The organism is Nocardia sp. NPDC051463 (assembly GCF_040681975.1).
Classification (GTDB): Bacteria; Actinomycetota; Actinomycetes; order Mycobacteriales; family Mycobacteriaceae; genus Nocardia.
In genome coordinates this window covers 1-24,186 of the sequence record NZ_JBFBAB010000028.1, presented here as the reverse complement: position 1 = coordinate 24,186, position 24,186 = coordinate 1, and the positions used below count along the sequence as shown (strand labels likewise).

Genomic DNA, 24,186 nt, shown 5'->3' with positions numbered 1-24,186 from the left:
GCGAAGTGCACAGTGCATCGTTGCGTCGGTGACAGTCTCGGCGACTACGTAGCCGGGAACGACAAAGGTTAGCCCCGAGTGCGGCCAGACGAGGAACGTCCATGTCAACCGATGCGATCGTGTTGCGCACGAGGATCAAAAGGCGATTCGCAAGCACCGGTGGCGCTACCGGATTGCCTGCGAGTCGTGCTGAGACGTCGGGAGGCGTGTCATGGAAGATGCATCAGCTGTCGAGCCAGGCCGAACAGACGGCTACCGAGCTTGATGACAGGAAGTCCCAGCGGAATCAGAAGGATCGTCGCGCACAAGACCGCACCGAGAAGCCACACCACTGTCGCGAGCAACCCGACCACCGTGCCGAGCACGGCCGTCACGATCCCTACCACCAGATTGAGCAGGCCCTGTATCGCTCGCATGACGACCTTTCTGTTTTCCATTCTGCGCTCTTTCCACTTGGTGCGCACCTGCCCGCGCCCTGACCGGCCGGTGGGTCTGCGGCCACAGGACTTCGGCGAAACCATGGAGCACGGGGACGTCGAAAGCTTCGCGGGCCACCGCACCGGCCACGTAGGCGAGAACGACGACTAGACGGGTTGTGCCTGGGTGTCCGGCGTGCCAGCTTCCGCACATGCTCTGCGAATAGGTAAACCCTTGTACTCCTCGGCAAGCGCCGGTTCGGCCTCCAGCCCGCAGCAGCGGATCGGTGGGCGACATCGGCACCGCGCTGCGGGTCGACTCGACCACTCTGGCCTCCGGTGCAGCGGGAGGCCGCACCTATTCGCCTGCGGCAACTGCCGCGACACTCTGGCACGCGCCCTCGCCCGCATACACCTCGTTCGCGTACAGCAGGCCGTAGGTGAAACCGTTCTCATCGCCTGCCGTGCCCGCCGCGGTAGCGGTTCGCCACAAGAACTCGGTCGACACGACGCTGTCGTTGTAGTCGCCCAGGAGGCGCTGAATCTTCTTGTAGTACTTGATGTTCGACTTTGCGCGCGCCGGGTTTCGAACGGGTTTGTGTAATTCGGCGGCGTAGCGTGCGCGTTTGGCGGCTTTACGCGCGCGGTGCAGAGATTCGTGGCGCTTGTTGTGCAGTGCGGTCACTAACCGGCGGTCGGCTTTGGCCGCGGCCCGGCGGGCTCGTGTCACGAGTTGGCGCCGCCGGATCCGTCGCTCGAACGGCGGCTGTGATTTCCAGGTCTGCAGGGTCGCGAGCAGACGCAGGTATCGGGGCGAGTTCATTGCCTCGGCGAGAGCATTGCGGCTGGGCAACTGCCGGGCCAGCAGCGTCGCATCAATCCGCGCAGCGACGGGACCCAAGATGAGTTCGGGCGGCAGGGCGTTGAGTTCATCGGCGAGGCGTCGGCGTTGGACGTGGCAATCGCGTATGTCGCCGAGCAGCGCTGCATACCATTTCAGCTCGTTGTCGATCTCGCCGACGGCGTGACGGTCCAGCAGCGTGCCGAACACACGGAGCGTGCTGCGCAGCCGCCGCGTCGCGACACGGGTGTCATGGATAGGTTCCTCGCCTCGTCGTAGCCCGACGTCGCCAGCGAAGATCAGGTCGATCTGCGTGGTCAAGTATTTCTGCATGGCGTGTTCCGCCCGCGAATTGGCAGCGGCCGGTCCGGATCGCTCCGGCAATACATGAGACAGCTTGGAGGGATAGCTGGACACGCGTGCGCCTGCTTCGGCGAGCCGGTCGCGCAATATCGCTGGGATTCTGTTCGTGTGCGGGCCGAGCTCGACCTCGATCTCACGCCAGGCGACCAGTTCCGCAGGCCGGTCAGCTACCGTCGAATCCACAGTGTCGTCATCGATCTCGACGATCAGTTCGCCCTCCGATCCGAGGATGCGGTGACGGCGGCGCAAGGTATGAACCCTGGCGACCGCGTTCAACGGCCTACCCAGCGCTGCGCCGTTGACGACCTCGGCGAGGTCGTGCGGCAGCTCGTCCGACAGCTGGGCGGTTACTTCGACGCGACCGCCCGAGTGGGGAATCTTCAGCTGCCAGCCGGATTCGTCGTCTCCCTCACGGCGACGCAACGTCAGGTCGTGGGCGAGCAGGTCGCGCTCGGCGGTGTCGAAATAGGTACTGGTCAGCTCGACCAGCACCTCCTCGATGCGGCTGTTCGCGACGAGGTCGTCGAGCCTTGGAAGAGTGAAGTCCCGGTCGACCGCCCATTTGCTTTCACGTTCGAGTACGTCCTTCATGTGTTAGCGCATTCCCTGCAAAACGCACGTCAAACAGGGAAAAGCGATCTCGGTGGCCCGCTGATCGCGCCGTCCCCATGCCTCCGGCCGCCATGCCACCGGGCCGCCCCCGCCCCATGAGCCGACGTTGTCGGTGCTCTCAGATCTCGCGATCCGAGCTGTCGTCAGGAATCTGCTCGTGGATCGTCAGCAGCAGGTGATCGAAGGCGGCTATGGTGTTCGGCGCGGCCGGTGGGATCCGCGGCAGCGCGGCGATCAGCGCTTCGGCGAAGTCGCGCAACTTGATGTTGGTCTCCTGCGAACGCCATTTGAGCACCTTGAACGCCTGGTCGGCATTGAGGGAGTACATGCGCATCAGCACGCCCTTGGCCTGCTCGATCACCGCGCGGGCCTCGATGATCTCGGGCATCACCGTTTTGAGGGCGTCGCGTTCGGCGCTGGCGAGGGTGTCCCCCAGGTCGAGGTAGTAACCAGCCGTGCCCACCGCGGCGCCGGTGTCGTCGAGGATGCGGTCGGAGACCACCATGACGTGATGAGTATGTCCTGCGGTGTCGAGGAAGCGGTGGCGGCTGGAGAACGGTTCGCCCTGACGCAGGGATCGGGTAATGGATTCGGCGACCTGGTCGCGGTCGTCGGGATGCTTGTGTGACAGCAGTAGTTCGGTGGTGGGTTCGACCTCGCCGGGAGCGTAGCCGTGCGTGAGGTACACCTCCGATGACCACTCCCAGCGTTGCGTGGCGAACCAGAACCGGAAGCTGCCGAACCCGGGCCCACCCGCTCCCGCGAGATGGTGATACGCCCCGGTGTGGCCATCCGGCTCCCGGGCCGGGACCGAGTCTGGGTCGACGGCTCCTGTCACGCCCCTATTGTCGCCTACGACCGCCACAGAACGGACAGGGACACGGCCACGGCTATGGGGTGATGCCGTCGAATTGCATGACCCAGTAGGGGTTGTTGGTGCTGGTGTTCCATTGCGAGACATACAGGGTCACGTCGGTGGGTGAGATGGAGCGGGGGTGGATGTAGCCGCCGTAGAGTTGCGGGAAGGAGCGAACCCAGAATTGCCACCACGGTACGGCGCCGCGGATCTGCTGCCTCGGATTGGTCCATACCTGGTCGATAGCCGCTGCGGTGCGGGTCGAGATGCAGTAGCCGTCGACGTCGAAGTAGGACATGACCCAGGTACCCGCAATGTTTTTCACACTCAGCTCCCCGATGGGTCCCATTCCCGCGAACAACGGGGTGGGGGTCGGATTGCCCCACTGCCAGGCCGAGCCGTTGTAGCCCCAATACTGGTAGTCGGCGCGGGTGGCGATCTGCTGCCACGGCACGCGCATCAGGATCGGCCCGTCCTGGTTGTGGGCGCGCCCCCATTCCTTGGACACGATGTACAGGTAGCCGTCGCTGTTGTTGTTGCCGATACCCGCGAAGGACTGCATCATGAACGGGCTCCAGCCGTCGTAGCCGTCGCTGCCGTCGTTGCGCCACACCGCTGCGTAATCCGTCCAGGTGGTGCCGTCGTCGTCGGAGTAGGCGAGCCCGCAGAACAGCGCGCCGTACTGGTCGTCGGCGGCGTTCCAGTCGTGGACGGTGGTGTAGGTCAACCAGGTGCGCCCGTTCAAGTCGACGAAGGCGTCATTGGGGATGCGGGTGACCTCGATCCCATAGCCGTTGTCGGCGTTGTGGGTGTAGGAGAGGACCTGTTTCGCCTGCGCCCCGCCGGAGGCCCCGGTGAAAGTGGTGGTGGCGTCCGGGATGTTGGGGCTGAACAGCAGGATCGGCGAGCCGAGCCAGGTGCCGGAGCCTTGGCTGTTGCCGGTGAACGTATCGCCGAACACGAATCCGGACCGGCCTGGTCCGAAGTGGCTGCGATCATACGGGATGCCGAGGTCGGCTCCGCCTACCCTGAACTGCTGCGCGGTACTGGCGCTGTACCCGTTGATCGCCGTGCCCCAATGTTGCGACATCGCCGAGGTCCTCCCTGCTCATGCGTTCGTTCGTTACTGGTGTCCCTGGCGAGCGATCATTGCCACGGGCCAACGGCCGGCGTCGACGCTGGCGCGTCGGATGGGACGGTGCCGCGAAATCGCCCACGGCTGGTCAGGTTTCGTCCGCTCTGAATTCAGCGAGGACGAATCGGGTCCATGACCTGGCTCGACTGGAGTTGTCGGTCGTCGACCGGTACTTGGAAGTCGGATAGGTCGGCGAAAAGGGAATCAACCATGACTACCCTTCGAGAAGATCGAACGGCCCCTTGGCGAGGACCGGAATTGTCTTGGTAGCTACCGATTTTCCGATGCCACGGCCGCGACGTCAGGAGTAGCGCACTACTGTGACCGCGTCGTAATCGGCGATGCCGCAACGTAGCCCGGTCGCCGTCCGGCGGGCATGGAGTGGTCGGTCGGGGCGAGTTGACGGATCAGGCATGGGCTCGGATCGAGCCAATGCTGCCGGTTTCAGGACGGAGACGACCGTCCGGGCGCAGCCAAGGCCCCCTGAAGAATCGATACACCTTCGTGGAACCCCACTGCCGGAAGTTCTCAAATCCCACCTGGAGCACGGTCATCAACAGGTCCGCCATCAGTAAGACGCGACGCCAATGCTCCAAGCAGTAGGCGCGTCGAACAGGACTCTAATGGGGATCTCTATACCGAGTTCAGTGCCGATCTTGTTGATAAGTCGTGTCGCCAGCAGTGAATGTCCGCCCAGGGCAAAGAAGTCGTCCTCGACCCCTACCCGCTCGGCATCGACACGCAGCACGTCCGCGAATAAGCGAATCAGGATTCGTTCACGCTCGGTCCGCGGAGCCAGATACGTTATCCCGGATACGAATTCGGGCTGGGGCAGGGCCCTACGGTCGAGCTTTCCATTGGGGGTCAACGGGAACCGGTCGAGCAGCATGACCGCGGCCGGCACCATGAACTCCGGGAGGCGGTCTGCCAGGTACCGGCGCAACGTCGCGGTCAGGGCTGCCGGAGCGCCCATCTCATGTCGGGCCGACGCGCATCGAGGCGTCCAGACCCGTTGCGCGACGGAATATCCGCAGATAGCCGGCGAGCGTAGACGATGAGCAGATCTGTTCCCGCGACGTTCGGGGCGGTCCGGGTAGTGGCCCGGAATCCCGATGTCGCGGATATCGCTCTCGTACTCGGCGTGGTTCGATGATTGTCTACAAGAAGGCGTCGATATCATCCATCTCTCACTCCTTCTTGGAACCGATGAGACCGACTGTGAGCTCACTCCGCACACCGCACACCTTGCTGCCGGGCATCCGCCGGAAATCGACAATTGCGCTGTCGATATGACGGAATCCGTCATGCTGACAATCGCAGGGCACCGAACATCGGGGTCGTTGCTGCTTGCCTCCAGCGGCGCCAGGCTTGCACCGCACCCCTTGGAATCAACTATCTGGAGAGCCCGTCAGGGGATGAGACCGCGGCTCGGCCGGGTCACCGCACCGTCATGTCGCCTCTCGGCGGCGCGGTGCGGGCCACAGCGCAGGTCAGGTCGCCGGTGAGGGTGCGGTGGGCTTCGGCGTCGGTGAAATCATCGACCACTACATGGGTGATCGAGTTCGGCCTCGAAAGGCAGCCACTGTAAACCCACAGGTGGTCACTAAGAATCGTCAGCCTTCGGTGATGCCCTTATGCACGGTCAATATTGGGGCAGCCGACGATGCTGCTCAGCGCAGGCCCTGCTACGAGACCCGCTTGATTACCAGAGGCGGCCCCGAAGGAAGGTCACCGCCTTGTTGCGTGTGTCGTTGACGAAGTACATGAGATGGCCTGAGCTCAGCCCATTCTCGAATTGGGTGGCGTTCGGATCACCGCCCTGACAGACCTTGTCACCGGCGTTGCAGTAGTCACGAAGTCGGTCGGCGTAGGTCGCGAGTGAGCCTTCCGGGCGCGGATGGAGGCCGGAAAGCTTCGGGTCGAAGTCTCCGCGGTTGTACGGGTCGGTGCCGGTGAATGTGGGGTCACCGAAGAGGGCGATGCCCTCGATGCGGGCAGCCGCGTCGTTCGAGACGCGGGTGGACCCGAGCACCTCAGTGATTACTCGGGCGCCTTGCGAGTAGCCGAGGAGCACCACTTGCTGGTTCGGGCAGGTTGCGCCGAGGGTGTTCAACAGCAGAACGAGGTTGTCCACGCCTTTGCTGACGCTCTCGGCGGCGCGCGTTGCGGGGTATTCGAGCTCGACTGTCGCCCGATTTGTACCGTCGCGGGCGATCTGCGACGCCAGGGGGGTCAGTAGGAAACTGCCGGACTGGGGTTCATTGGTGCCTCGAACCTTGATGATCTGGACGTCGGCGCATCCGCCGGAGTCGGCGGGCTGGGCCACCGCCGAGGGGACGCCGATCTGGGCGACTGCCGAGATGGCCGCGACGGCCGCGGCAGCCCCGGCGAAGAATCGGAACGTCGTCGCGGACCGCGTCACTACTTTGTGCATGTATCGAACCGTAGTGCGCAAACTAAGCCTTCCGTCTGGCACATCAATGAGAGTTCCGTGTGGCTCTGCCTCGCAGAAGTGAGCACGGAATGCCCTGAATTGCCGCATTTCGCGCTGTTCGAACCGGACGGCTGACGTGGGTCTAGGTTCTGTTGACATCACTGGCCTGTGACGATGGTCGTATCGGGGTGACCGCACGATCCGGCCTAGGCGCCCGCTACCGGGGACCTCTGGACTGCGATGTCGGTCCGAGTCGCCATGGGCGGGGACGGCTTACTCGTCGTGACGTCCGGATCACAACGGGGTCAACGCCCCCGCGTTCGATGCTAGGAACGGTGCGGCGTGCGGTGAATCGTGTGTTCGGCACACAGGCAGCCGACGCCGTTGCGGATCCATTCGCGCCCGGCCCAATCCGGGTGTCGCTGGACCATCAGCGCCGTAAGCTCCTCAGCGATCGTGTCTTCGGTCATCGCGCAGTCGCGCCGGATCCAGGTTTCATCGCGCAGCAGCCGTAGGTAGTCGGCGACGTCGGCGAGCAGTTGCGGACCGCCGATGTCACCGTGGCCTGGCACTACGGTGCGGGGCGGGAAGGCCGCGAGCCGCTCTATCACCTCGATCCACCGTAGCCCGGAGGCGTCGGTGTCGTGCGGCGGAAACCAGGGGAAGATAGCGAAATGTGCGGCTTCCACCAGGTCGCCGGTGAACAGCACGCCCGCGTCGGGGACTTCGACGACCTGGTCGCCCTTGCTGTGCGCGCGACCGGTGCCGCGCATCCGCACGATCCGGCCACCCAGGTCGAGTTCGTAGTTGTCGTGGTAAACCATGTCCGGTTCCGGGAGCACGACGCCGTCGAGGCGCGCGGCAACGGCGCTGCCGAACTCGCGAAACCAGGAGAGGTACCTGGTGCCTTTGTGTTCCAGGTCATCGGCCTGGGCGCGGTTCACCAGGTATGTCGCGGCGCCGTGGAAGGTGTTGGCACCGAAGGCGTGTTCGGGGTGAAAATGTGTCGTGGTCAGGTAAAGCTTACGGCCGTTGGCGAATTCGGTGGCGAACCCGAGCACGGTTTCGGCGTTGGCCGGACCCATGCCAGTGTCGATCACCAGGACCGCGTCGCGTCCGCCGATGATGCCCACGTTCGGCACCAACTCCACCCGACGGTCGCCGATGACAATCAATTCGTCGGCGAGCTCATGGATTTCGGTGAGCTCGACCACCGGATCGGGCAGACGTAGCGGGTCGGTCATGTGGACTCCTTCACGGTTGGAACTGTCGAGTCCATTCCAGCGCCGGGTGGGGCGGGTGGTCCAAGACCAATCCTGTGCGCCCCATGCCTTTTGGGTATCGTGCGTGTGGTGGAGCTGCGGACACTGCGCTACTTCGTGGCGGTAGCCGAGGAACAGCATTTCGGCCGGGCGGCGGCACGCCTGAACATGACCCAGCCGCCGCTGAGCCGGGCCATCAGACAGCTCGAGCTCGAGCTCGGCTGCGAGTTGCTGCGCCGATCGCCGTCGGGAGCGGTCCTGACCACCGCCGGATTGTCGCTGTACGACGATGCGAAGCAGCTGCTCGCCACGGCCGAGCAGGCGCGCACGAGAGCCCAGACCGCGGCAGGCACGCATACGCTCAGCATCGGCACCCTCGCCGACAGCGGCGAGGTCGGCAGCCTCGCTGACGCCTACCGCCGGCAGCACTCCGGTGTACGGATCCAGATCCGGGAAGCCGATTTCACCGACCCGACCGCTGGTCTGCGCCGCGGCATGGTGGACGTGGCCCTCACCCGGTCGCCATTCGACCTGACGGGTCTCACCGTGCGGGTATTGCGGTCCGAGCCGCTCGGAGTAGTGCTGCGCGCCGACGACCCACTGGCCGGCCACACTGTCCTGCGCACCGACGACCTGCGTACCCGCCGCTGGTTCCGCCTGCCGGAAGACACCGATCCGGTCTGGCGGTCATTCTGGACGCCACCGAATTCCGGGCCCGAGGGCCCGGTGGTGCGCACCGTGAGCGAATGCCTCCAGGCTGTCCTCTGGAATGGCACGGTCGGCCTGACCCCGCTCGGCCACACCCAGACCGAAGGCCTGGTCACCGTCCCCCTCGCCGATGCGCCTCGCTGCGACCTCGTCCTCGCCTGGAAAACCAACGACCGCAACCCATTGACCGAAGCACTCGCACACACCGCGGCCGCGCTCTACCGCCGAGCCGCGCCGACATGAACCGGACCACCAGCCGAGCAACGCGGCTTCAGTCCAGGATCGCGGTAGCCGTGACCTCGATCAGGTGGTCGGGTATATCGAGCGCCGCGACGCCCAAGCGGAAGGCAATGACCACGCCCTCCTGGAGGCAGCCGAGCGGGTCCTCGCCGTGGACGGCGCGCATACCTCAGTGGCGGCGATCGCGGCCCGCGCCGGAGTCGGCATCGCCAGCCGCTACCGGCGGTACCGCACCGAAAACGAACTGTTCCAACACTGGCCGAAAATTCACCAGGTCCGAGGGGTCGGCATGCGCGCTGATGCCACGCGCGCACGAGGCAGGGGCGCTTCGGGCGGATGTCACGTCGGCGGACGTTCTCCTCCTCATCGAACAGCTCGGCAAGTCCGCCCTGGTCGAGCAGTTCGAGGTGCGCGCGGTCCGCCCACGGTCGAGCCCCTAGCCGGTCGAAGTCTCCGGTGCCGCGGTCAGGTGCCGGCGGGCTCCGACAGTGACTTTCCCCGGCTACCATCAGCGCCAGTCGCGGCGAGATCGCCGCGACCTCGGTAGGTAGTGTGCTGCGCGTCAGTGGGGCGGCATGGATCCCAGCGGCTGCAACAACCAGGGCATCGCCTCGATCGGCACTGCCGCAGCAGATCGGTTCGTCCGGCTCGTCTCGGACCCGGTCGTGAATTCGGAATCGGTCCCCATAATAACGCAGCCTTCGCTGTTAACCAGCACTAGCCGCTGACCGAATAGCTGGAAACGCGGAAGCAGGACCTCCTCGATCGAGGCAGCCGAAACATCGGCACCGGCGATTCCGAGGAAGACTCCCGATGTGGTCGTGACCGGTATCGCGAACGTACACACGCACCGATTGGTGCACGCGTAATCGCGGTGCGGCCCGTCCACCCACCGCTTACCCTGGTCGCGCGGGATCACGAACCAGTCCATTCCGGTGTAGTCGTAGAAGTATTCACTCTGCGGATTCAATTCGAGCATCAGGCGTCGCGGTCCGCGTTGCACGTCCAGAAGCCACCATTCCAGATGCCGGGGCTGATCCACGAGAAGGCCGTCGGCCAGCACAACGCCTGCGCCGTCGAACAGATTCCCACGCCGCTCGAGCTCTCCGACAATGGTCTCGCGCAGCGGTGCTAGATCAGTCGACCGAGGAGCGGACCCCGGCAGACCATCCCACAGGGTCGTCAGCGCGGTCCCGATGGTTGCCAGCGACAGGTAGACCTCGTCGGCCAGTCTTGCGACGGCAGAAGCGAGCGACTCGACGGTCACCGGGGCCGGAAAGCTATCGGTCTCCTTCATCGATCACGGAGCTCCAAACGTTGGGCAACGAGGCGGCGGATGCGTGCTGTATGCAATTCTGCCAGTTCTCTCAGCTGGGCATCATCTTCTCGTTCGATCGCGTCCAGCGGCTTTGGGAGAACGCGTGGGAGCAGTCCATCTCGTCCCTGGCCTGTGACATCGAGATCCGGCGGGTCATGTGCTCGACGGTCGCTCACCGCCATCTACCGGCGTGCGATCAAGGTCGAGGACATTTCCGGCCGAGCAGGCCGCGTTGAAATGTCTCTACCTGGTCACTCGTTCGCTCGCTCTGGTGGTAGCTGGAACGCCTCAGCGGCGAAGTAGTCGAACAGCACCTCGCGCTGTTCCGGGGTGTAGCTCGCGATGAGGTCGCCGATCCGACGCCGGGCCGGAGTCAGCACCTCGTCCAGGTCGGCGGGCTGATTGACGGTTCGACGATGACCTTGCGCCGGTCGCCGGGATCGCCGCTGCGGCGCACATAGCCGGCGTGTTCGAGGCGGTCGATGAGCCGCGTGGTCGGGCCGGTGGTCAGGCCGGTGCGTGCACCAGGCTCGCCAGGCGTCATCGGTCCGGTCAGCTCGAGGATGTTGAGCGCATAGAGGTCGGCCGCGCCGAGGTCGACGGCTTTGGCGCCCGCTTGAGCATGCAGCACAGCGGAACTCGGATACCGGCGAAAAGTCGTGCCCGGATCGCTTCCGTGCCGAGGTGTTGACAAGGGTCAGCCTTTCTCATAATCTCTTCCTCAACGAAGACACATCTTCACTGAAGAAACATCTTCTAGGCAGAAGAATATACGAGAGGCTCACGCTATGACGACCATCGACACCGACCCAGCCACCCCAACAGCCCCGATCAAGTCGCGGCGCCGCACCATCGTGCGAGCACTGGGCGCCACCACCCTCACACTCGGGGTGATCGCCGCGGGTGGCTACCTTTGGCTGGACCGCACCTCCGAGGTGCGCAACACCGGCGTCACCGAGTGCACCAGCGTCGTCCCCGACGGCGGCTCCGACACCGACCTGCGGGCGGTCTGCACCACGCTGAGCACGATGACCGCGGCCTGGGGCCGCAACGACGCCGACGCCTACGGCGCGACCTTCACCGAGAACGCCACCTACACAACCTTTCTCGGCACCCACTACCAGGGCCGCGGCGACCTGACCGAGGCGCACCGCGCACTGTTCGACGGTTTCCTGAAGGGCACCAAGCTCGCGGACTCCTACCTCGACGCCCGGTTCTACGGCGGCACCGTCGCCATCGTCACCAGCCGGGGCGACCGATACTCTGACGACAGACCCGCCGAGTTGTCCAAGACCCAGACCTACACGTTGGTGCGTGAACAGGATGGTCAATGGCGGATCGCGGCGTTCCAGAACACCAAGCGCAACCCCGTGATGGAACGTGTCTCCTTCCTCTTCGACCCGGCGACCAAGCCGCTGGCTGAGCGGTGAAAGCGCTGGTGACCGGCGCGAGCGCAGGCATAGGGCGGGCATTCGCGACCACGCTGGCCGCCGCAGGGTACTCGGTGACAGCCGTGGCGCGCGGGAAGGATGCGCTCGCGGAGCTGATGACCGAACTCGGCGACGGACACAACAAGCTGGTCGCGGACCTCGCGACCGAGGACGGGCTGCAGGTCGTTGTGGCGGCACTACGCGCCGGCGAATACACACTGCTGGTGAACAACGCAGGCACCGCCACACATGGCAGCTTCACCGACATTCCCCTCGAATCAGCGCTGACCACACTGGATCTCAACTGCCGAGCAGTGGTAGTGCTGGCCCACGCCTTCCTCGCCGAAGCGGCGCCCGGCAGCGCGCTGGTGAACGTCTCTTCGACCCTCGGACACACCCCGAAGCCGGGCATGAGCGTCTACAGCGCATCGAAAGCTTTCGTCACCACCTTCTCCGAAACACTGTGGCACGAACAGAAATCGCGCGGCGTCAAGGTGCTCGCGCTGTGTCCCGGTGTCACCGCGACCGGCGCGAATTCCGTCGAGGATGTGCCGTCCTGGCTGGTCCAGTCGCCCGAGCAGGTCGTGCACGCTGCCCGGAAAGCTCTGTCCGGCAACACCGGTCCGGTCACCTTCACCAGCCGGACCAATCGGATGTTCGTTGCCGTGCTGCGCCTGCTGCCGCGCCGGGTCGCCCTGCCCGCCCTCGCGCACTGATTCCCCACCCATCACCGACTCCTGCATCAGATCTCAATCAGTAGCCGGAGCGTCCAGCACGGCGGGACAGTCCTTCGGAGCCACAAACACCGCAAGCCCATTAGCCACACCCCACCGTCCTAGGCATCCAGGGCATCAACCCCAGACACCTACAAACTTAGGGAGCTCACCATGACCACCGACGACACCACCGCCATCCGCGCCCTGATCGAACGCAGCCAGGACGCCTGGAACCGTGGCGACGGCACGGCCTACGGCGCCGACACCGCCGTCGTGCTGACTCGCGGCGAATCCTCCAAGGGCGAGCCGAAGAAGCTCGGAAAGCTGGCCACCTACATCGTTGTTCGGGACACCTGCGGCTGGCGCATCGCGGCCGTCCAGAAGACCCAGCACAAGCCCTTGATGGAGGCCATTTCGTTCACGTTCCAGCCCGCAACTCGTCCCGCCGCCCGCTGATGACCAGCATCGCCGTGATCGGCGCGAGTGGGCGCACCGGCCGGATCGTCGTCGAGCAGGCCCTGGCCCGTGGGCATCGGGTGACCGCGATCGTCCGGCGGCCCGGAAGTTTCTCACCCGCAACGGGATTGCGTGAGGTCATCGCCGATCCGACAATCCCGGGGTCCCTCCACGGACTACTTGTCGGACACGATGCGGTGATCTCCGCACTCGGCGCCGCCGACCGCTCCCCTACCCTCGTCTACTCCGCGAGCATCACCGAGATCATCGCCGCCATGCCGCCCGGCGGTCGACTCCTCGTCATCTCCTCTGCAGGACTGGATGTTCCGGCCGATGCCGGGCCGGCGAGCAGAGTGCTGGCCGCCGCACTGCACCGGATCATGTGCCATACCTACGCCGACATGGCGCGGATGGAGCAATTACTCACCGAGAGTGCGCTGCGCTGGACCGCTGTACGCCCGACCCGGCTCACCGACAAACCCGGCGCCACCATCCCCCGAGTCTCATTGGGCGCCATGTCGAAAGTCGGTCCGCAGATCTCGCGCACCGACCTCGGCGCCTACTTACTCGACGCCGTCGACGACCCACACACCCACCACGTTGCGGTTTCGGTCTCGTCGGGGCCGGCCCTCCGCAGCGCCACGACGGTCTGCAGGTCAACGAGTCGATGAGAGGTGCTGGTCTGAGCCGGTTCCTGCGGTCCTGACCGAACTCCAGGCTGTTCCCGGTCTGCGTAGTCCAACTCCTGAGTGACGTTGTCACGGAAGACGATCTACGAAACGGCAACTGGGAACCGCGTTCCGCCGATAGCCGGACCTGACCGCAACGGCCGGCCGAACGCGCCCCGGAGCGTACCGTCCTGCCTCAGCTGGTGCCGTCCTGCACCGGATAGTCGATGACGACCACACCGCCGGTGGCGTAGTTGACGACATCGGCGGACACCCGCCGGCCTTGCGGCGACGACCGCGCCGCGGCCATGGCGGCGGCGTCGGCGAAGTCGGCTTCGAAGACCGCGAAATACGGCGCTTCTGCGTTGGTCGCCGCCACGTCGAAGCTGTAGCGGCACGCAAGCAGGCCGGGCCAATTCATGACCAGTGGTAGGTGGTTGGTCACGTAGTACTCGCGGAAGTGGTCAGGGTCGGCGGGCTCGGGATACAGGACTAGCAACTTATGCATGACTGCCTCGCGGTGTGTGTGAGTGCGGTGTCCGGTACCGCGGTCGGTTGAATCGTCATATGCGCAGGTTAGGGCTTGATGTGTGGTCGAGAGAAAGACCGGGACGCGATAGACTCAGAACGGATCGTTATCAATCGACAGGGAGGGCATGTGGCGCCGGATACGGTGAGCCTGCGCTACTTTCTGGTGCTGGCGCAGGAGTTGAACTTCACCCGTGCGGCCGCACGGATCGGGATCGCGCAGCCCGCACTCAGCGCCAGGATGCGCCGATTGGAGGCGGAACTCGGTACGAGCCTGCTTGTTCGCAACACGCGTAGCGTCGTATTGACCACAGCCGGTGCTGCCTTGGCGGAGTCCGCGCCGCCCGCGCTGGCGGCGCTGGACCGGGCATGGGACACCGCCCGGAATGCGGGGGCCGGTGAACTGGGCACACTGCGCATCGGATACAGCCTCAGCACCGGAGCCGAGACGGCACCGACCCTGGTGGACAGGCTCATGCACAGCAGCCCAGGACTCCAGGTCGGCGCGGTCCCCATGGCGACACCGGAGATCTCCCCCGCGGTCGCCGACGGCCGCATCGATGCGGGGATCACCCGCGGTGAACAGCCGGGCCGTGGCGTGCGCCGGTTCCTGCTGCGACGCGAGCGCGTCGGGGTCCAATTGGCACAGCATCATCCGCTGGCCGAACACCCGGAGATCGAGATCGCCGATGCGGCGGCGTATCCGCTGCGACTGCCCGACCGTACGGCCAACCCCGTGATCCACGATCAGCTCTCCGCACTGTTCCGCGACACCCAACCAAGACCCCGATTCCACACGCCCGCAGTCTCTTTCGACATGTCTCAACGCGACCTACGCGACGGGCTCACCCTCGCCCCGGCCGGTGAAGCCGCGGTCACAACACAACCGGCCGGTCTCACGTGGCGACCGCTGCGGGGCGCACCCACCTTGACGATCCACCTGGTCCTGCCGCGCGTGCAGTCACCACTACACCGCCGCATCCGCACCGTCGCCAAAACCCTGGCACACGAGCTGCACTGGCTACCGGACTGACACGCAGCAGGTCACGCGAGACGGACCTCGGCCGCCCGGTGTCATCGATGGTGAAGTCGGCCAGGTCCGGATACGCCCCGTCTGTCGCCCGGCACCGCGGGAGTGGGTGAGTTGGGGAGCACGAGGTCGCCACCGGCAAAGGTGACATCCACAGCAGAGGAGGTAGCCATCCTCTACGATGCCGCGGTCCCGGCGAACCGCCCGAACGGACAGCGGCGGATCGGCGGCAAGCAACTTCGCCAGATCACGAAAGCCGATAATGATGGGCTGGTCGAGTGGATGCCAGCCGAGGGGCGTGTCGATCCCGGCACTATCGGCCGGACAGCCTCATGTCGCAAGTCGCTGAGCTGATCGGTCGACATCCCGAAGGAATCTCGGCAGTACGTATCGAGACCGCGTTCCCGAACGACGACGTCCACACCTGCCGGTCTCGTCCGATCCGGTCGGGTCACCCGCCCACGTCGCGCCGTGTACGTCCCGGCGATCAATGCTCAGACCGATCGCGTAGATCCCCTGGACCGTTGGTCCCCGCGGCCTGCGTCGTGACCTCGATGCGGTCACCGCGGGCTTGACGCTGCCCTGGAGTAGCGGCCCCGTCGAGGGCACCTCAACCGCATCGAGATCATCAAGCACCCGATGTTCGGTAGGGCAAACCGGACCTTGTCCAAGACGAATCCTGCTGAGCGACTGAACATCCCGTCCGATCGGAACGCCTTCTCGGACTCCTGCATCGACGAGCGCCTGCGTCGTCACTACAGCCGACGCGGGTGGCGGAACATCATCGAGCGCGCCGAATCGGCGCTCGCGCTGAGGCCCGGAGCGCGGCCCGGGTCGACAGCGAGTGCCCAGCAGATCCAGATCCCGACACCGGTCCGCATCGGTCACCTCGACTAGGTGCCGGCACTGAGCTGCCGCCGTTGCTGTTCGACGACGAGCAGGCCGTCGCTCTGGCCGTCGCACTCCAGATCGCCACCACCACCGGTGCGGGTATCGAGGAAGCGGCGGCGCGTGCGCTGACCACCGTCCGGCAGGTCATGCCCGCACGGCTGCGCCACCGGATCGACACCCTCCAGCTCGCCGCCATCCAGCCGCCGACGACCCGGCCGAACCCCCAAGCCGACAGCAGCGTCCTGATCACACTCAGCGCCGCCATCCACGCCGACGAAGTGCTGCGCTTCGACTATGCCCCCGCGTCCCCGGCAGGAGCAGGCGATAATAACTCCGCTGGTACCGCGCCGCGCCGGGTGCAGCCACACCACCTCGTCACGTGGCGCGGTCGCTGGTACCTCGTCGCCTGGGACCTCGACCGCGACGACTGGCGCACCTTCCGCGCCGACCGGATCACCCCGCGAACCCCCACCGGACCCCGCTTCACTCCACGCGACCTACCCGGCGGGAATGTGGCCGCCTTCGTGACCAGCAGGTTCCGGGGCTCCGACGGCTCCGGCGACTGGCCCTGCCGCGGCGAGGTGATCCTCGATCTCCTCGCAGCTGCGGTGGTCCCCTACAGCCGCGATGGCATCGTGCAGGAACTCGGCCCGAACCGCTGCCGACTCACCCTGGGCTCATGGTCATGGCCCGGCCTGGCCTCCGCGATCGGCAGGTTCGATGCCGACATCGAGGTCATCGGGCCACCCGAACTCAAAAGGGCCTGCACACGGCTGGCCCGGCGCTACGCCGACGCAGCGACCATCTGACCCACCAACATCCGCCCATCGCCAGACTCGGTTCCAAAGACGTTGAGCGGCGAACCGATCAGCGAACGGTCGTCACGCGTGGTTGTGCAGGTCATCTGTGACACCACTTACCGGGGAATCTCGGCACCGGTCGTGATCTGAAGATATTGGTGCAGAAGAATTTTGACACCATCACGGTTCGATGGTGGTAGGTTGTGGCGCAACGTTCTGTGTGCTCGCTACCAGGCCAGGACCTATCGTGTAGAAGCCGTCGTTGCCGCCTCGTCAGTCCAAGGTGGAGCTGCGTGCCGCGATCCTGCGGGATTCACGGACGGTATGTCGGGCCGGGAGCTGCAGGGCAACTACAACGTCTCCAATCGCACGGTCCGCGCGGCGCTGGCTTCGGTGTGGCCTGCCGAGCGCACGAAGTATCCGCTGCGGGCATCCAAGCTCGATGAGTTCAAGCCGATCATCGACGAGTGACTCCGGGCCGATCTGGATGCGCCACGCAAGCAGCGGCATACGGTGCCGCGGATCTTCGCTCGAACCCCAGTCCTGACCGCCTACCGGCCCCCAGGTGATGCCGGAATTCGTCTGGACTACCTGGTTAAACCATGATTCGGGGTTATCCAGATGTCCGACAACAGCATCCAGATCGGCGATGCCGATACCATCGAACTCGCCGAACTGCTCTAGTTCATCAACGACTGGCTCGCTACAGACCAGAACGCCCGCATCTCGCTGGACCGCTTCGCCGGCCGCGCCTACGCCGCCCAGCCCCTGCGCGCAGACCTCTACCGCTTCACCGCCGTCATCCTCGCCAGCCCCGCCGCGCCCGAGCTTGCCTCAGATCTCAAGCCCGACTGCTGATGTCCCATGACAGCTTCCAACCCGAGCAGTCACGCGGGAATGAGTCGGATCTTGACCTGGTAATTGTGCTCAGCGTGCCAGATCACCTCGCCGACGATGCTGCCGCCGTTCGCAGGAGTGCCATATCCCGCGGCATTGCGGTGACCTCGGCCAAGCCCACCGCATCGGGTATGCCGTCGATGCGGATGAAGACCCCAAAGGGCTGTCGGAAAATGACCACACCTGTCACACGAGTTCCTACAGGCAATGCCTGCACCGTCGCAGGCCATGCTTGACGGGCCAGTTCTCCAAGCTGCCGGCCGTCCTCCGGCCACGAGTATTCGCTCACGGGTCCGCCTCCTATCACGGAGGTTCATTATCCACAGCGACTAATTCCCCAAACACACACAGCTGAACCCGGCACAGGACAGCTGATTCCAACAACCGGCAGCAGCACATCCGGCCAGCGGCACGACCCAACCAGACCGCTCAGCCACCACCCGAAGCGGTGTCATTTTTCGTCTGCACAAACTGCCACTCGCTGCACCAGGTGACGCTCAAATTCACCTGGAACCGGTCCCGAAATTCACCGGTCTAATCATCACGCGCTCGGAAGCGAGATCACCGGATGTTGGACAATCACAATGCGTATCAATGCGAGGAGCCCTCGCCCCGAGTTCGGCCGCAGGTAGGTACTACGCAGACACCTCGGCGCTACAGGGCATTCACAGTAGGTGCTGGCAAAGTGCCGGACTGCACCAACTGGCCGCCTAGGGGGTCGGGGAACATCCACGAGAAAAGTCACGGTAGCGAGTTGCCGCAGCTAGCCGCGCACTATGTGCGGCAATTCGGCTGCCGTGCCGGCGAATCCGACTCTGCCCACGGATCGACTCTCGAAAATATGCGCGGTAGTGCGATTCAGGCTCGATTGTTGCTCCTCCCCGACGACCGATCGTGCGCTACCGGAACATTTCGCGCCGATGTTCCTCGACCCCACAGTGGTCGCGTGCCTGCGGCTCTTGGGCGCGGAGGGACGTCCGGCCAGACTTTCCCAACCGTGGGATTCGACATACTCAGAACTACAGTTCGAACACCCCGAATCCGAAGAGGTTTGTCGATGACCCGCACCACGCCACCCCGATCTGTCGATGTCACAGCCGCGTGTCCCGCACTGGCGCCCCTGGCTCGTCCCGCGACCCGGCTACACCCACGCAGCGGCACACCATCGGTATACGACAGTTCGATCGGCGGCCCTTTGCTATGGCCCGCCGACGAACCGTGGCCACACTGTCACGGGCCTCACAACCGGGACTTCTTAACCGAAGCATGGAATCCCCACGGGCTCAACCCACTACAGTCGTTAGTGGATGCCAAGCTGACGCAACACAATCCCGCACGGTGGCACCAGATGGCCGATGTACCGAATGCCATGTTGCCGGTGGCGCAACTGTATACGCGGGACGTCCCCGGGTTACGTCCGCCGCCGGGCAAGGATCTGCTGCAAATACTCTGGTGCCCGGTGGACAACGCCGACGCCATGCCCGAGACCGCGCTGGTGTGGCGCACCGCCGCCGACGTCACCGACATCCTGAATACCCCACCGATACCGGCAGCGGTGGAATACGACTACAACTACATACCCTTGCCGTGCACGGTCGAGCCGGAACGCATCATCGAATACCCGAGCGATTTCGAAAAGCTCAGCAGCGAGCCGCTGGAACAAATGCGACAGTGGGCGAGCCAGCGGCAAACCGAGATCGATCCGGATGACATCGAGGTCTGGTTCGTCGACAACATATGCGTTGCACCTGGGTGGAAGGTCGGCGGCCATATCCGGTGGGGCACCACGGACCCGTTTCCGCAGCCATGCCCCACCTGCGGTACCGAGACCGAACCGCTGCTCACCGTCGCCTCGTGCGAATGGGACGCCGGAACCCGCAGCTGGATACCCTACGAAGATCAGGCCCTCGCAAATGATTACAGCACGACCGTAGGACCCGACATCACCATTGCTCGTGGTTACAAACTGATCCTTCGCGTCTGCCCAACCTCACCCGATCACCCCCACATCCAACTCATGCAGTAGGCCCGCATCAATGGTCAACCAGTCAGCCTGCGATGGCCACTGACACATCGCCCGCCGTGACATCGACATCCGCGAGATGACCCTGTGGCGGATACTCTGCGAAACCTGCTCCCGCACAGACGAACTGCCGCAAATCAACATCGAAGACCTCAACCTGACCAGCCGCAGTGCCCCGGTGAAATCCAAAGGCGCCAAGCCCCGCACCCACCGCCGCCCAGGCCTCTACCGCAACCTGAACAAGACGACCCCCAAGCAGCACCGCGCCTGACCAGGAACACGAGAACTTCGTTGGTTTTCGGCGACGCCAAAGAACTACGCTGGCGCCCCAAACGCCTACGCCAACTCCTCGGCCAACCCGACCAACGCCCCGACCTGCGCCTGGTCACGGGACGCCGAAACCGATTCCAGGGCCGTCTTGTCGCGCACCGGGTACAGCTCCCTCATCCGGAGTCCCATCGAGAGACCGACCTCCATCACAGCAAATTCAGGAATGCCGCGGCAGCTTGTCGGTACCGGCAGACACAATGCAGAACATGGAAAACGGTGATGACAAGGACACGCCCCAGCCCTCCCCGGCTGTGAACAGATGGACGGTGGGCTTGACCTGCGCCGCGATCGTCGCGACCGGCTACCTCATCGCCTGGCTGGTGCACGAGCCGGAGCCGTCGGAGCCCACGGCTCGGGCCGAGAACTCCTATGTCACCCCGCCGGTCACGTTTCCGGTGCGGATCCCGGGTTGTGATGTCGTAGAGCCTCCGCGGAAAGGGCAATCATTCGGGATGGTTTACTCCGACACGGACAGATACGACAATCCGTCCTATCCATGGTTCTCCGGCCCCAAGGCCGTCGCGATGACGCAGGCACTGCAGGATGCGCTACCCGGTGATATCGAGATCGCATTCGACTCGCTGCGCGACTCGCTGGTGTTCCAGCCGATCCTGGGCGATCCCACGCAGAACAAGGGACTCGGCGGTTGGACCAGGGCGAACGCCACGCTGCTGCGCGGTGATCGAGCGGGCGCGCTGGCGGTGACCGTATACAAAGCCACCAAGCCGATTCCACCGTGCGTCGCCGGCGAACTCGACGAACGGCGGCACCTCCCCGACGGCACAATCGTCGATACCGATGACACCTGGTCGGAAAGGAATGGGGTTCGCACCCTTTCGCGCGACGCCACCGCTTATCTGCCCGACGGATCCGTCGCCTACGCGAACGCCACTGATCAAACCGCTGACGGCGGCGACCGTACCCGAGCCGTCCCCCTGGCCATCGACGAGCTCGTCGCGCTCGTGACCGACCCCGAACTACGCATCAGCGCGCCGGTACCGCCCGGAACGCCCAACCCGCCCGAGCTCTGCCTTCGCTTCTCGAAATCCGGCGCGGTGATCGATCAGGCCCAAGCTCGTCGATGGGACGAGGTGCTGGCGCAGATTCCGCTCGACGGTGTGACCCTGGACCGGCCATTGGGGGTGCTGCTGCCAGGGGAATTGGGCCGCGGCGTGTGCCAGGCGGTTCGAGTAACCACGCCCGGCCTGCAATCGCGGTTGACCGTCGTGATCAGCACCGACCAACCCCTGCCGCAGGGGCACGCTACTTCCTCATACGACGACGCGACGCGGCGGCTGCCGGACGGGGCGGTGGTCGAGTCCAGCGACCGGCGAGGCCCGCCGTCGCGGACCGTCACCGTCACTCGCCGGTCCGGGGTCAAGATCCAGGTCAGCTCCACCGATGCCTCCGATGAGCCTCTGCCGTTCGCGGTGCTGGAGGAGATCGCCCTGAATCCGGGACTCGAGGTGTCGCGATAAGGACGATCCCCGGGCCGCGCAATCTCGTGTGAAGCCGTCGACTTGGTGCAGTCGAAGGTCAACGGGCTGAGGTCACTCGAGCTCCCGGAGCACACCATAATGCCGAGCGGGGGTGTCGTATGACGGGGCTTTGCGATTGCATGATCAGGCGGGTCGCTCGGCGGCGAGGAAGGGCATTATGAGGTTGAGCAGTTCCTGGGGCTGGTCCAACGGGATGATGTGACCGCAATCGGGAATGACGTGCGCGGTGAGGTCTTCGGCGATGGGGCGTAGCTGTCGCTCGAGCGCGTTGCCGACGGGGTGGGCGCCGATCGCCAGGGTGGGTGTGGTGAGCCTGCCGGTCGCCGCGGCGTGGTCGATCTGGTGGGCGCTGGTCGGTAGCGCACGGTAATAGGAGAAGGCGCAGCGTAGGGATTCGTGTCCGGTGTAGGCGTCGACGAACGCGTCGTGGATATCGGCTCGCACGCCCCGACCGCGGGTCCCGGTGGTCAGAAACCATTCGATATACCGTGCCTCTTGGCCGAGTAGGACCGTTTCGGCGAGGCCTGGGACCGCATGGAATCCGAACCACCACGGCCGGCCCGCGGCGAGGAAGTCCTCGGCGCCGGGAAGTGTGCCCAGCACTGCTTCCATGACCACCAACCGTCGCACTCGGTCGGGGTGCTGCAGGGCAAGCAGGACCGCGACCGGAGTACCGGCATCGATCGCGATCACGTCCGCGGCGGGTGCGCCGAGGGCATCGAGGATCCCGGCTGTATCGGCGGCCAGTGTGCCGGCGTCGTAGCCGTCCAGCGCACGGGTGGTGTCGCCGATTCCGCGGAGGTCCGGGGCGATGACCTGGTAGTGCGCGGACAACGGCCCGATGATCTCGCTCCACAGTCGCCAGGTGTGCGGAAATCCGTGCAGCAGAACGACGGCCGGGCCGGCGCCGGCAACGGCGACATTGGCGCAGATGCCGTTGGTCTCGATCCGGCGCAGCTCGATCGGCGCGGCATGAGGCGGCGTGCAGGACATAGAACCTCCTGGCAGTTACGATTTGTTACCAGAGAACGTTAGGTAACCGCAGTTGTGCTGCCAAGACGGCACTTTGGCTACAGGTGGTGAGGTCCAGGTGACTACTCGATCAGCGCACGCGAAGGCCGCCGATCGCGGTGATCTGTTCGATTGCCGATGCCCGACACGTCAATTGCTGGACCGCATCGGCACGAAATGGACGTCGATGGCGGTCAAGGTCCTCGCACAGGCCGGCCCGGATGAGGTTCGGTTCGCCGAGCTGCGACGGCGAATGCCCGGTGTGTCCCAGAAGATGCTGTCAGTGACTCTGCACAACCTGGTCCGGGACGGTCTGGTCGTCCGCCGAGTGGAGCCGACAGTGCCACCACGAGTGCACTACCGGCTCACCGAACTGGGCTTGTCTCTGGAGGCTCCGTTGGCGGCACTGCGGACCTGGGCGGAGGACCACATGGCCGAGATCGACCACGCCAACGCCGTCCACGACGCACAAGCCGACCCCGTCGCCAGCGAATAGCCGCTGCCCGTTTCCCATTGCACGCTCATGCCGCGACCCGCGCGGGACGGGCGTCTGTGGCGAACGCCGTGACTGGTGCGCGAGGCGAGCGATATCCGAGCGAGACAGCCCGAACCAGCGCCGCCGATAGTCCGAGCGTTCTGGCCATCGAGAGAACAGATAACCGAAGCCGCGCTGGAGGTGAGGCCGAAACGCTGCCGGGCCCCGCCCGGGCCGGACGGCTACCCGCGCTGCACGTTCTCCCGGAAGTACTGGTTGTTGTTGCCCATCATGTTGCCCGCCGGGTTGTACTGGGCAACAACGTATTGCCCACCTCTTCCGCCGGTGTTGCAGGCGACCCCGACCCCGAGCTTCGTGCTTGCCTTCCAGACCACCTGTGTGAAATGCCCGGTCTGGCTGGAGAACCCGGTCGGTGTGTCGAAGTTGTAGTCCTTGATCTCGTCGTACCACGCTTTCGTCGCCGAGAAGCCGGTGTGCCGGTCGCCCCATATAGCAGCGAGGTTCTCGCCGTTGCCCGAGCCCTTCGAGTGAACGAAACTCTCGGTGTCGGCCAGATTATCGGCCCACTTCTGGGCCGAAGCCGACACCGCCGGATCGAGCACCATTTCCGGCGAGCCGTGTTTTGCCCGGTACTGGTTGTGGGCATCGAGCATGTCCTGGGCGAACGTTGCCCCGCCACACGTGGAGTCCACTCCGGCGGTGGCCTCACCCGCCCCGCCGAAGGCCGCGGCCATCAGCACAGCCACACAAGCCGACAAAAACCGTCCACGACGCATATCGATCTCCCAGGGGGGTAGGCAAGACGAGCAGGAAGCCAACGACGAACCAGAGACCCCACCGGTGAATCCGGCAGGGGCACTGAGATGTTCGGCGATCAACCTACCGTCGCTGCTGGCTTCGGCGCGAGGACTCCCCCATGGCCAACCCTGGATTCCGTGATGGACGCCCGGTTGTCGGCGTCGAGCAAGACTGCTGCAGCAACGAAGACTCCGCCCACCAGAATTGGCAACGAGATCTGTGACTGTCCACTACACCGACGATGACCGATGCCACGATCGCTTCGGTCAAACCGACCGCACCGGCAGTCGAGGGGCTCAGATGGCCCATTGCGCGCCAGTACAGCATGAAGCCTGGGACTGCCCCGAGTTCGGTTGACTCGCGGGTGTGGTCTTTCAGGCCGCGAGCGCGGGCCGGTTTATTGTCTCGTACTCGATCGGGGTGAGTTT

The 24,186-nt window shown here is 65.0% G+C and carries 30 protein-coding genes, 1 pseudogene and 1 riboswitch; of the genes and pseudogenes, 16 read left to right on the top strand and 15 right to left on the bottom strand.

Going from position 1 to position 24,186, the window contains the following annotated elements; translation table 11 throughout:
- Positions 1-209: 209 nt before the first annotated feature.
- Positions 210-416 (bottom strand): hypothetical protein, encoded by a 207-nt coding sequence (locus AB0M74_RS28260; protein ID WP_366529326.1) that lies wholly within the window; start codon positions 414-416, stop codon positions 210-212.
- Between AB0M74_RS28260 and AB0M74_RS28255 the strand changes: the two genes are divergently transcribed.
- On the top strand, positions 415-588 hold the full coding sequence (locus tag AB0M74_RS28255) for a hypothetical protein (protein WP_366529325.1): 174 nt from the start codon (positions 415-417) through the stop codon (positions 586-588). The two genes, AB0M74_RS28260 and AB0M74_RS28255, sit on opposite strands and share 2 nt — an antisense overlap.
- A gap of 186 nt (positions 589-774) precedes the next feature.
- On the opposite strand, the gene AB0M74_RS28250 is transcribed toward AB0M74_RS28255, so the two are convergent.
- The 6 genes from AB0M74_RS28250 to AB0M74_RS28225 all read right to left on the bottom strand — a co-directional run bounded on the left by AB0M74_RS28250 (position 775) and on the right by AB0M74_RS28225 (position 7,901).
- Positions 775-2,211, bottom strand: a complete 1,437-nt coding sequence (locus tag AB0M74_RS28250) for a CYTH and CHAD domain-containing protein (RefSeq protein ID WP_366529324.1) — start codon at positions 2,209-2,211, stop codon at positions 775-777.
- A gap of 139 nt (positions 2,212-2,350) precedes the next feature.
- Positions 2,351-3,070, bottom strand: a complete 720-nt coding sequence (locus tag AB0M74_RS28245; protein WP_366529323.1) for a PAS and ANTAR domain-containing protein — start codon at positions 3,068-3,070, stop codon at positions 2,351-2,353.
- A 52-nt stretch (positions 3,071-3,122) separates the two neighbouring features.
- Positions 3,123-4,178 carry a DUF4185 domain-containing protein gene (locus AB0M74_RS28240; RefSeq protein WP_366529322.1) on the bottom strand — a complete coding sequence of 352 codons (1,056 nt, stop codon included), beginning with the start codon at positions 4,176-4,178 and terminating at the stop codon, positions 3,123-3,125.
- A 613-nt stretch (positions 4,179-4,791) separates the two neighbouring features.
- Positions 4,792-5,196 (bottom strand): phosphopantetheine-binding protein, encoded by a 405-nt coding sequence (locus tag AB0M74_RS28235; RefSeq protein WP_366529321.1) that lies wholly within the window; start codon positions 5,194-5,196, stop codon positions 4,792-4,794.
- Positions 5,197-5,925: 729 nt separating this feature from the next.
- Entirely contained in the window at positions 5,926-6,657 is a 732-nt protein-coding gene (locus tag AB0M74_RS28230) for a cutinase family protein (protein WP_366529320.1), read from the bottom strand.
- Between the two features lie 326 nt (positions 6,658-6,983).
- Complete coding sequence (locus AB0M74_RS28225) at positions 6,984-7,901, bottom strand: MBL fold metallo-hydrolase (RefSeq protein WP_366529319.1); 918 nt, start codon at positions 7,899-7,901, stop codon at positions 6,984-6,986.
- Positions 7,902-8,009: 108 nt separating this feature from the next.
- On the opposite strand from AB0M74_RS28225, the gene AB0M74_RS28220 reads away from it, so the two are divergent.
- The gene (locus tag AB0M74_RS28220) at positions 8,010-8,870 is read left to right on the top strand and encodes a LysR substrate-binding domain-containing protein (RefSeq protein WP_366529318.1); all 861 of its coding nucleotides are present in this window, start codon (positions 8,010-8,012) and stop codon (positions 8,868-8,870) included.
- Between the two features lie 28 nt (positions 8,871-8,898).
- Here AB0M74_RS28220 and AB0M74_RS28215 read toward each other — a convergent pair whose 3' ends face one another.
- Complete coding sequence (locus tag AB0M74_RS28215; protein ID WP_366529389.1) at positions 8,899-9,033, bottom strand: hypothetical protein; 135 nt, start codon at positions 9,031-9,033, stop codon at positions 8,899-8,901.
- 133 nt (positions 9,034-9,166) lie between these two features.
- On the opposite strand from AB0M74_RS28215, the gene AB0M74_RS28210 reads away from it, so the two are divergent.
- The gene (locus tag AB0M74_RS28210; RefSeq protein ID WP_366529388.1) at positions 9,167-9,307 is read left to right on the top strand and encodes a hypothetical protein; all 141 of its coding nucleotides are present in this window, start codon (positions 9,167-9,169) and stop codon (positions 9,305-9,307) included.
- A 122-nt stretch (positions 9,308-9,429) separates the two neighbouring features.
- Here AB0M74_RS28210 and AB0M74_RS28205 read toward each other — a convergent pair whose 3' ends face one another.
- Positions 9,430-10,164 carry a hypothetical protein gene (locus AB0M74_RS28205; protein ID WP_366529317.1) on the bottom strand — a complete coding sequence of 245 codons (735 nt, stop codon included), beginning with the start codon at positions 10,162-10,164 and terminating at the stop codon, positions 9,430-9,432.
- 101 nt (positions 10,165-10,265) lie between these two features.
- Here AB0M74_RS28205 and AB0M74_RS28200 point away from each other — a divergent pair.
- Positions 10,266-10,450: pseudogene (locus tag AB0M74_RS28200) on the top strand (IS256 family transposase); the annotation flags it as partial.
- Here AB0M74_RS28200 and AB0M74_RS28195 read toward each other — a convergent pair.
- A complete protein-coding gene (locus AB0M74_RS28195) occupies positions 10,437-10,565 on the bottom strand; it encodes a hypothetical protein (protein ID WP_366529387.1) in 129 nt (42 codons plus the stop codon). The pseudogene AB0M74_RS28200 and the gene AB0M74_RS28195 overlap by 14 nt on opposite strands.
- Positions 10,559-10,816 carry a MarR family transcriptional regulator gene (locus AB0M74_RS28190; RefSeq protein ID WP_366529316.1) on the bottom strand — a complete coding sequence of 86 codons (258 nt, stop codon included), beginning with the start codon at positions 10,814-10,816 and terminating at the stop codon, positions 10,559-10,561. The genes AB0M74_RS28195 and AB0M74_RS28190 overlap by 7 nt, the downstream gene beginning before the upstream one ends.
- Positions 10,817-10,973: 157 nt before the next feature.
- Here AB0M74_RS28190 and AB0M74_RS28185 point away from each other — a divergent pair, with 157 nt between their 5' ends.
- The 4 genes from AB0M74_RS28185 to AB0M74_RS28170 all read left to right on the top strand — a co-directional run bounded on the left by AB0M74_RS28185 (position 10,974) and on the right by AB0M74_RS28170 (position 13,458).
- Positions 10,974-11,615: an SgcJ/EcaC family oxidoreductase gene (locus AB0M74_RS28185; protein ID WP_366529315.1), complete on the top strand. Its 642-nt coding sequence runs from the start codon at positions 10,974-10,976 to the stop codon at positions 11,613-11,615.
- Positions 11,616-11,623: 8 nt separating this feature from the next.
- Entirely contained in the window at positions 11,624-12,331 is a 708-nt protein-coding gene (locus tag AB0M74_RS28180; RefSeq protein ID WP_366529314.1) for an SDR family NAD(P)-dependent oxidoreductase, read from the top strand.
- Between the two features lie 171 nt (positions 12,332-12,502).
- Positions 12,503-12,787 (top strand): hypothetical protein, encoded by a 285-nt coding sequence (locus AB0M74_RS28175; protein WP_366529313.1) that lies wholly within the window; start codon positions 12,503-12,505, stop codon positions 12,785-12,787.
- Positions 12,787-13,458, top strand: coding sequence for an NAD(P)H-binding protein (locus tag AB0M74_RS28170; RefSeq protein WP_366529312.1), 672 nt, complete (start codon positions 12,787-12,789; stop codon positions 13,456-13,458). Before AB0M74_RS28175 ends, AB0M74_RS28170 begins: the two co-directional genes overlap by 1 nt.
- A gap of 193 nt (positions 13,459-13,651) precedes the next feature.
- On the opposite strand, the gene AB0M74_RS28165 is transcribed toward AB0M74_RS28170, so the two are convergent.
- The gene (locus AB0M74_RS28165) at positions 13,652-13,963 is read right to left on the bottom strand and encodes an EthD family reductase (protein WP_366529311.1); all 312 of its coding nucleotides are present in this window, start codon (positions 13,961-13,963) and stop codon (positions 13,652-13,654) included.
- Between the two features lie 150 nt (positions 13,964-14,113).
- On the opposite strand from AB0M74_RS28165, the gene AB0M74_RS28160 reads away from it, so the two are divergent.
- The 4 genes from AB0M74_RS28160 (at position 14,114) to AB0M74_RS28145 (ending at position 17,175) form a co-directional block, all read left to right on the top strand.
- Positions 14,114-15,016, top strand: a complete 903-nt coding sequence (locus tag AB0M74_RS28160) for a LysR family transcriptional regulator (protein ID WP_366529310.1) — start codon at positions 14,114-14,116, stop codon at positions 15,014-15,016.
- Between the two features lie 636 nt (positions 15,017-15,652).
- Positions 15,653-15,910 (top strand): hypothetical protein, encoded by a 258-nt coding sequence (locus AB0M74_RS28155; protein WP_366529309.1) that lies wholly within the window; start codon positions 15,653-15,655, stop codon positions 15,908-15,910.
- A 23-nt stretch (positions 15,911-15,933) separates the two neighbouring features.
- Entirely contained in the window at positions 15,934-16,713 is a 780-nt protein-coding gene (locus tag AB0M74_RS28150; RefSeq protein ID WP_366529308.1) for a WYL domain-containing protein, read from the top strand.
- 315 nt (positions 16,714-17,028) lie between these two features.
- Positions 17,029-17,175 (top strand): hypothetical protein, encoded by a 147-nt coding sequence (locus AB0M74_RS28145; RefSeq protein WP_366529307.1) that lies wholly within the window; start codon positions 17,029-17,031, stop codon positions 17,173-17,175.
- Between the two features lie 469 nt (positions 17,176-17,644).
- On the opposite strand, the gene AB0M74_RS28140 is transcribed toward AB0M74_RS28145, so the two are convergent.
- The gene (locus AB0M74_RS28140) at positions 17,645-17,890 is read right to left on the bottom strand and encodes a hypothetical protein (RefSeq protein WP_366529306.1); all 246 of its coding nucleotides are present in this window, start codon (positions 17,888-17,890) and stop codon (positions 17,645-17,647) included.
- A 1,059-nt stretch (positions 17,891-18,949) separates the two neighbouring features.
- Between AB0M74_RS28140 and AB0M74_RS28135 the strand changes: the two genes are divergently transcribed.
- From AB0M74_RS28135 to AB0M74_RS28125, 3 genes are all read left to right on the top strand, one after another.
- Entirely contained in the window at positions 18,950-19,627 is a 678-nt protein-coding gene (locus AB0M74_RS28135) for a hypothetical protein (protein WP_366529305.1), read from the top strand.
- A gap of 76 nt (positions 19,628-19,703) precedes the next feature.
- A complete protein-coding gene (locus AB0M74_RS28130; protein ID WP_366529304.1) occupies positions 19,704-19,895 on the top strand; it encodes a hypothetical protein in 192 nt (63 codons plus the stop codon).
- A 136-nt stretch (positions 19,896-20,031) separates the two neighbouring features.
- Positions 20,032-20,096: riboswitch (guanidine-III (ykkC-III) riboswitch) on the bottom strand.
- Positions 20,097-20,160: 64 nt separating this feature from the next.
- Positions 20,161-21,432, top strand: coding sequence for a hypothetical protein (locus AB0M74_RS28125; RefSeq protein WP_366529303.1), 1,272 nt, complete (start codon positions 20,161-20,163; stop codon positions 21,430-21,432).
- 144 nt (positions 21,433-21,576) lie between these two features.
- Here the strand turns inward: AB0M74_RS28125 and AB0M74_RS28120 are convergent, their stop codons facing one another.
- The gene (locus AB0M74_RS28120; RefSeq protein ID WP_366529302.1) at positions 21,577-22,446 is read right to left on the bottom strand and encodes an alpha/beta hydrolase; all 870 of its coding nucleotides are present in this window, start codon (positions 22,444-22,446) and stop codon (positions 21,577-21,579) included.
- Between the two features lie 97 nt (positions 22,447-22,543).
- Between AB0M74_RS28120 and AB0M74_RS28115 the strand changes: the two genes are divergently transcribed.
- Positions 22,544-22,960, top strand: coding sequence for a helix-turn-helix domain-containing protein (locus tag AB0M74_RS28115; RefSeq protein WP_366529301.1), 417 nt, complete (start codon positions 22,544-22,546; stop codon positions 22,958-22,960).
- A gap of 221 nt (positions 22,961-23,181) precedes the next feature.
- Here the strand turns inward: AB0M74_RS28115 and AB0M74_RS28110 are convergent, their stop codons facing one another.
- Complete coding sequence (locus tag AB0M74_RS28110) at positions 23,182-23,706, bottom strand: CAP family protein (protein ID WP_366529300.1); 525 nt, start codon at positions 23,704-23,706, stop codon at positions 23,182-23,184.
- Between the last annotated feature and the right edge of the window lie 480 nt (positions 23,707-24,186).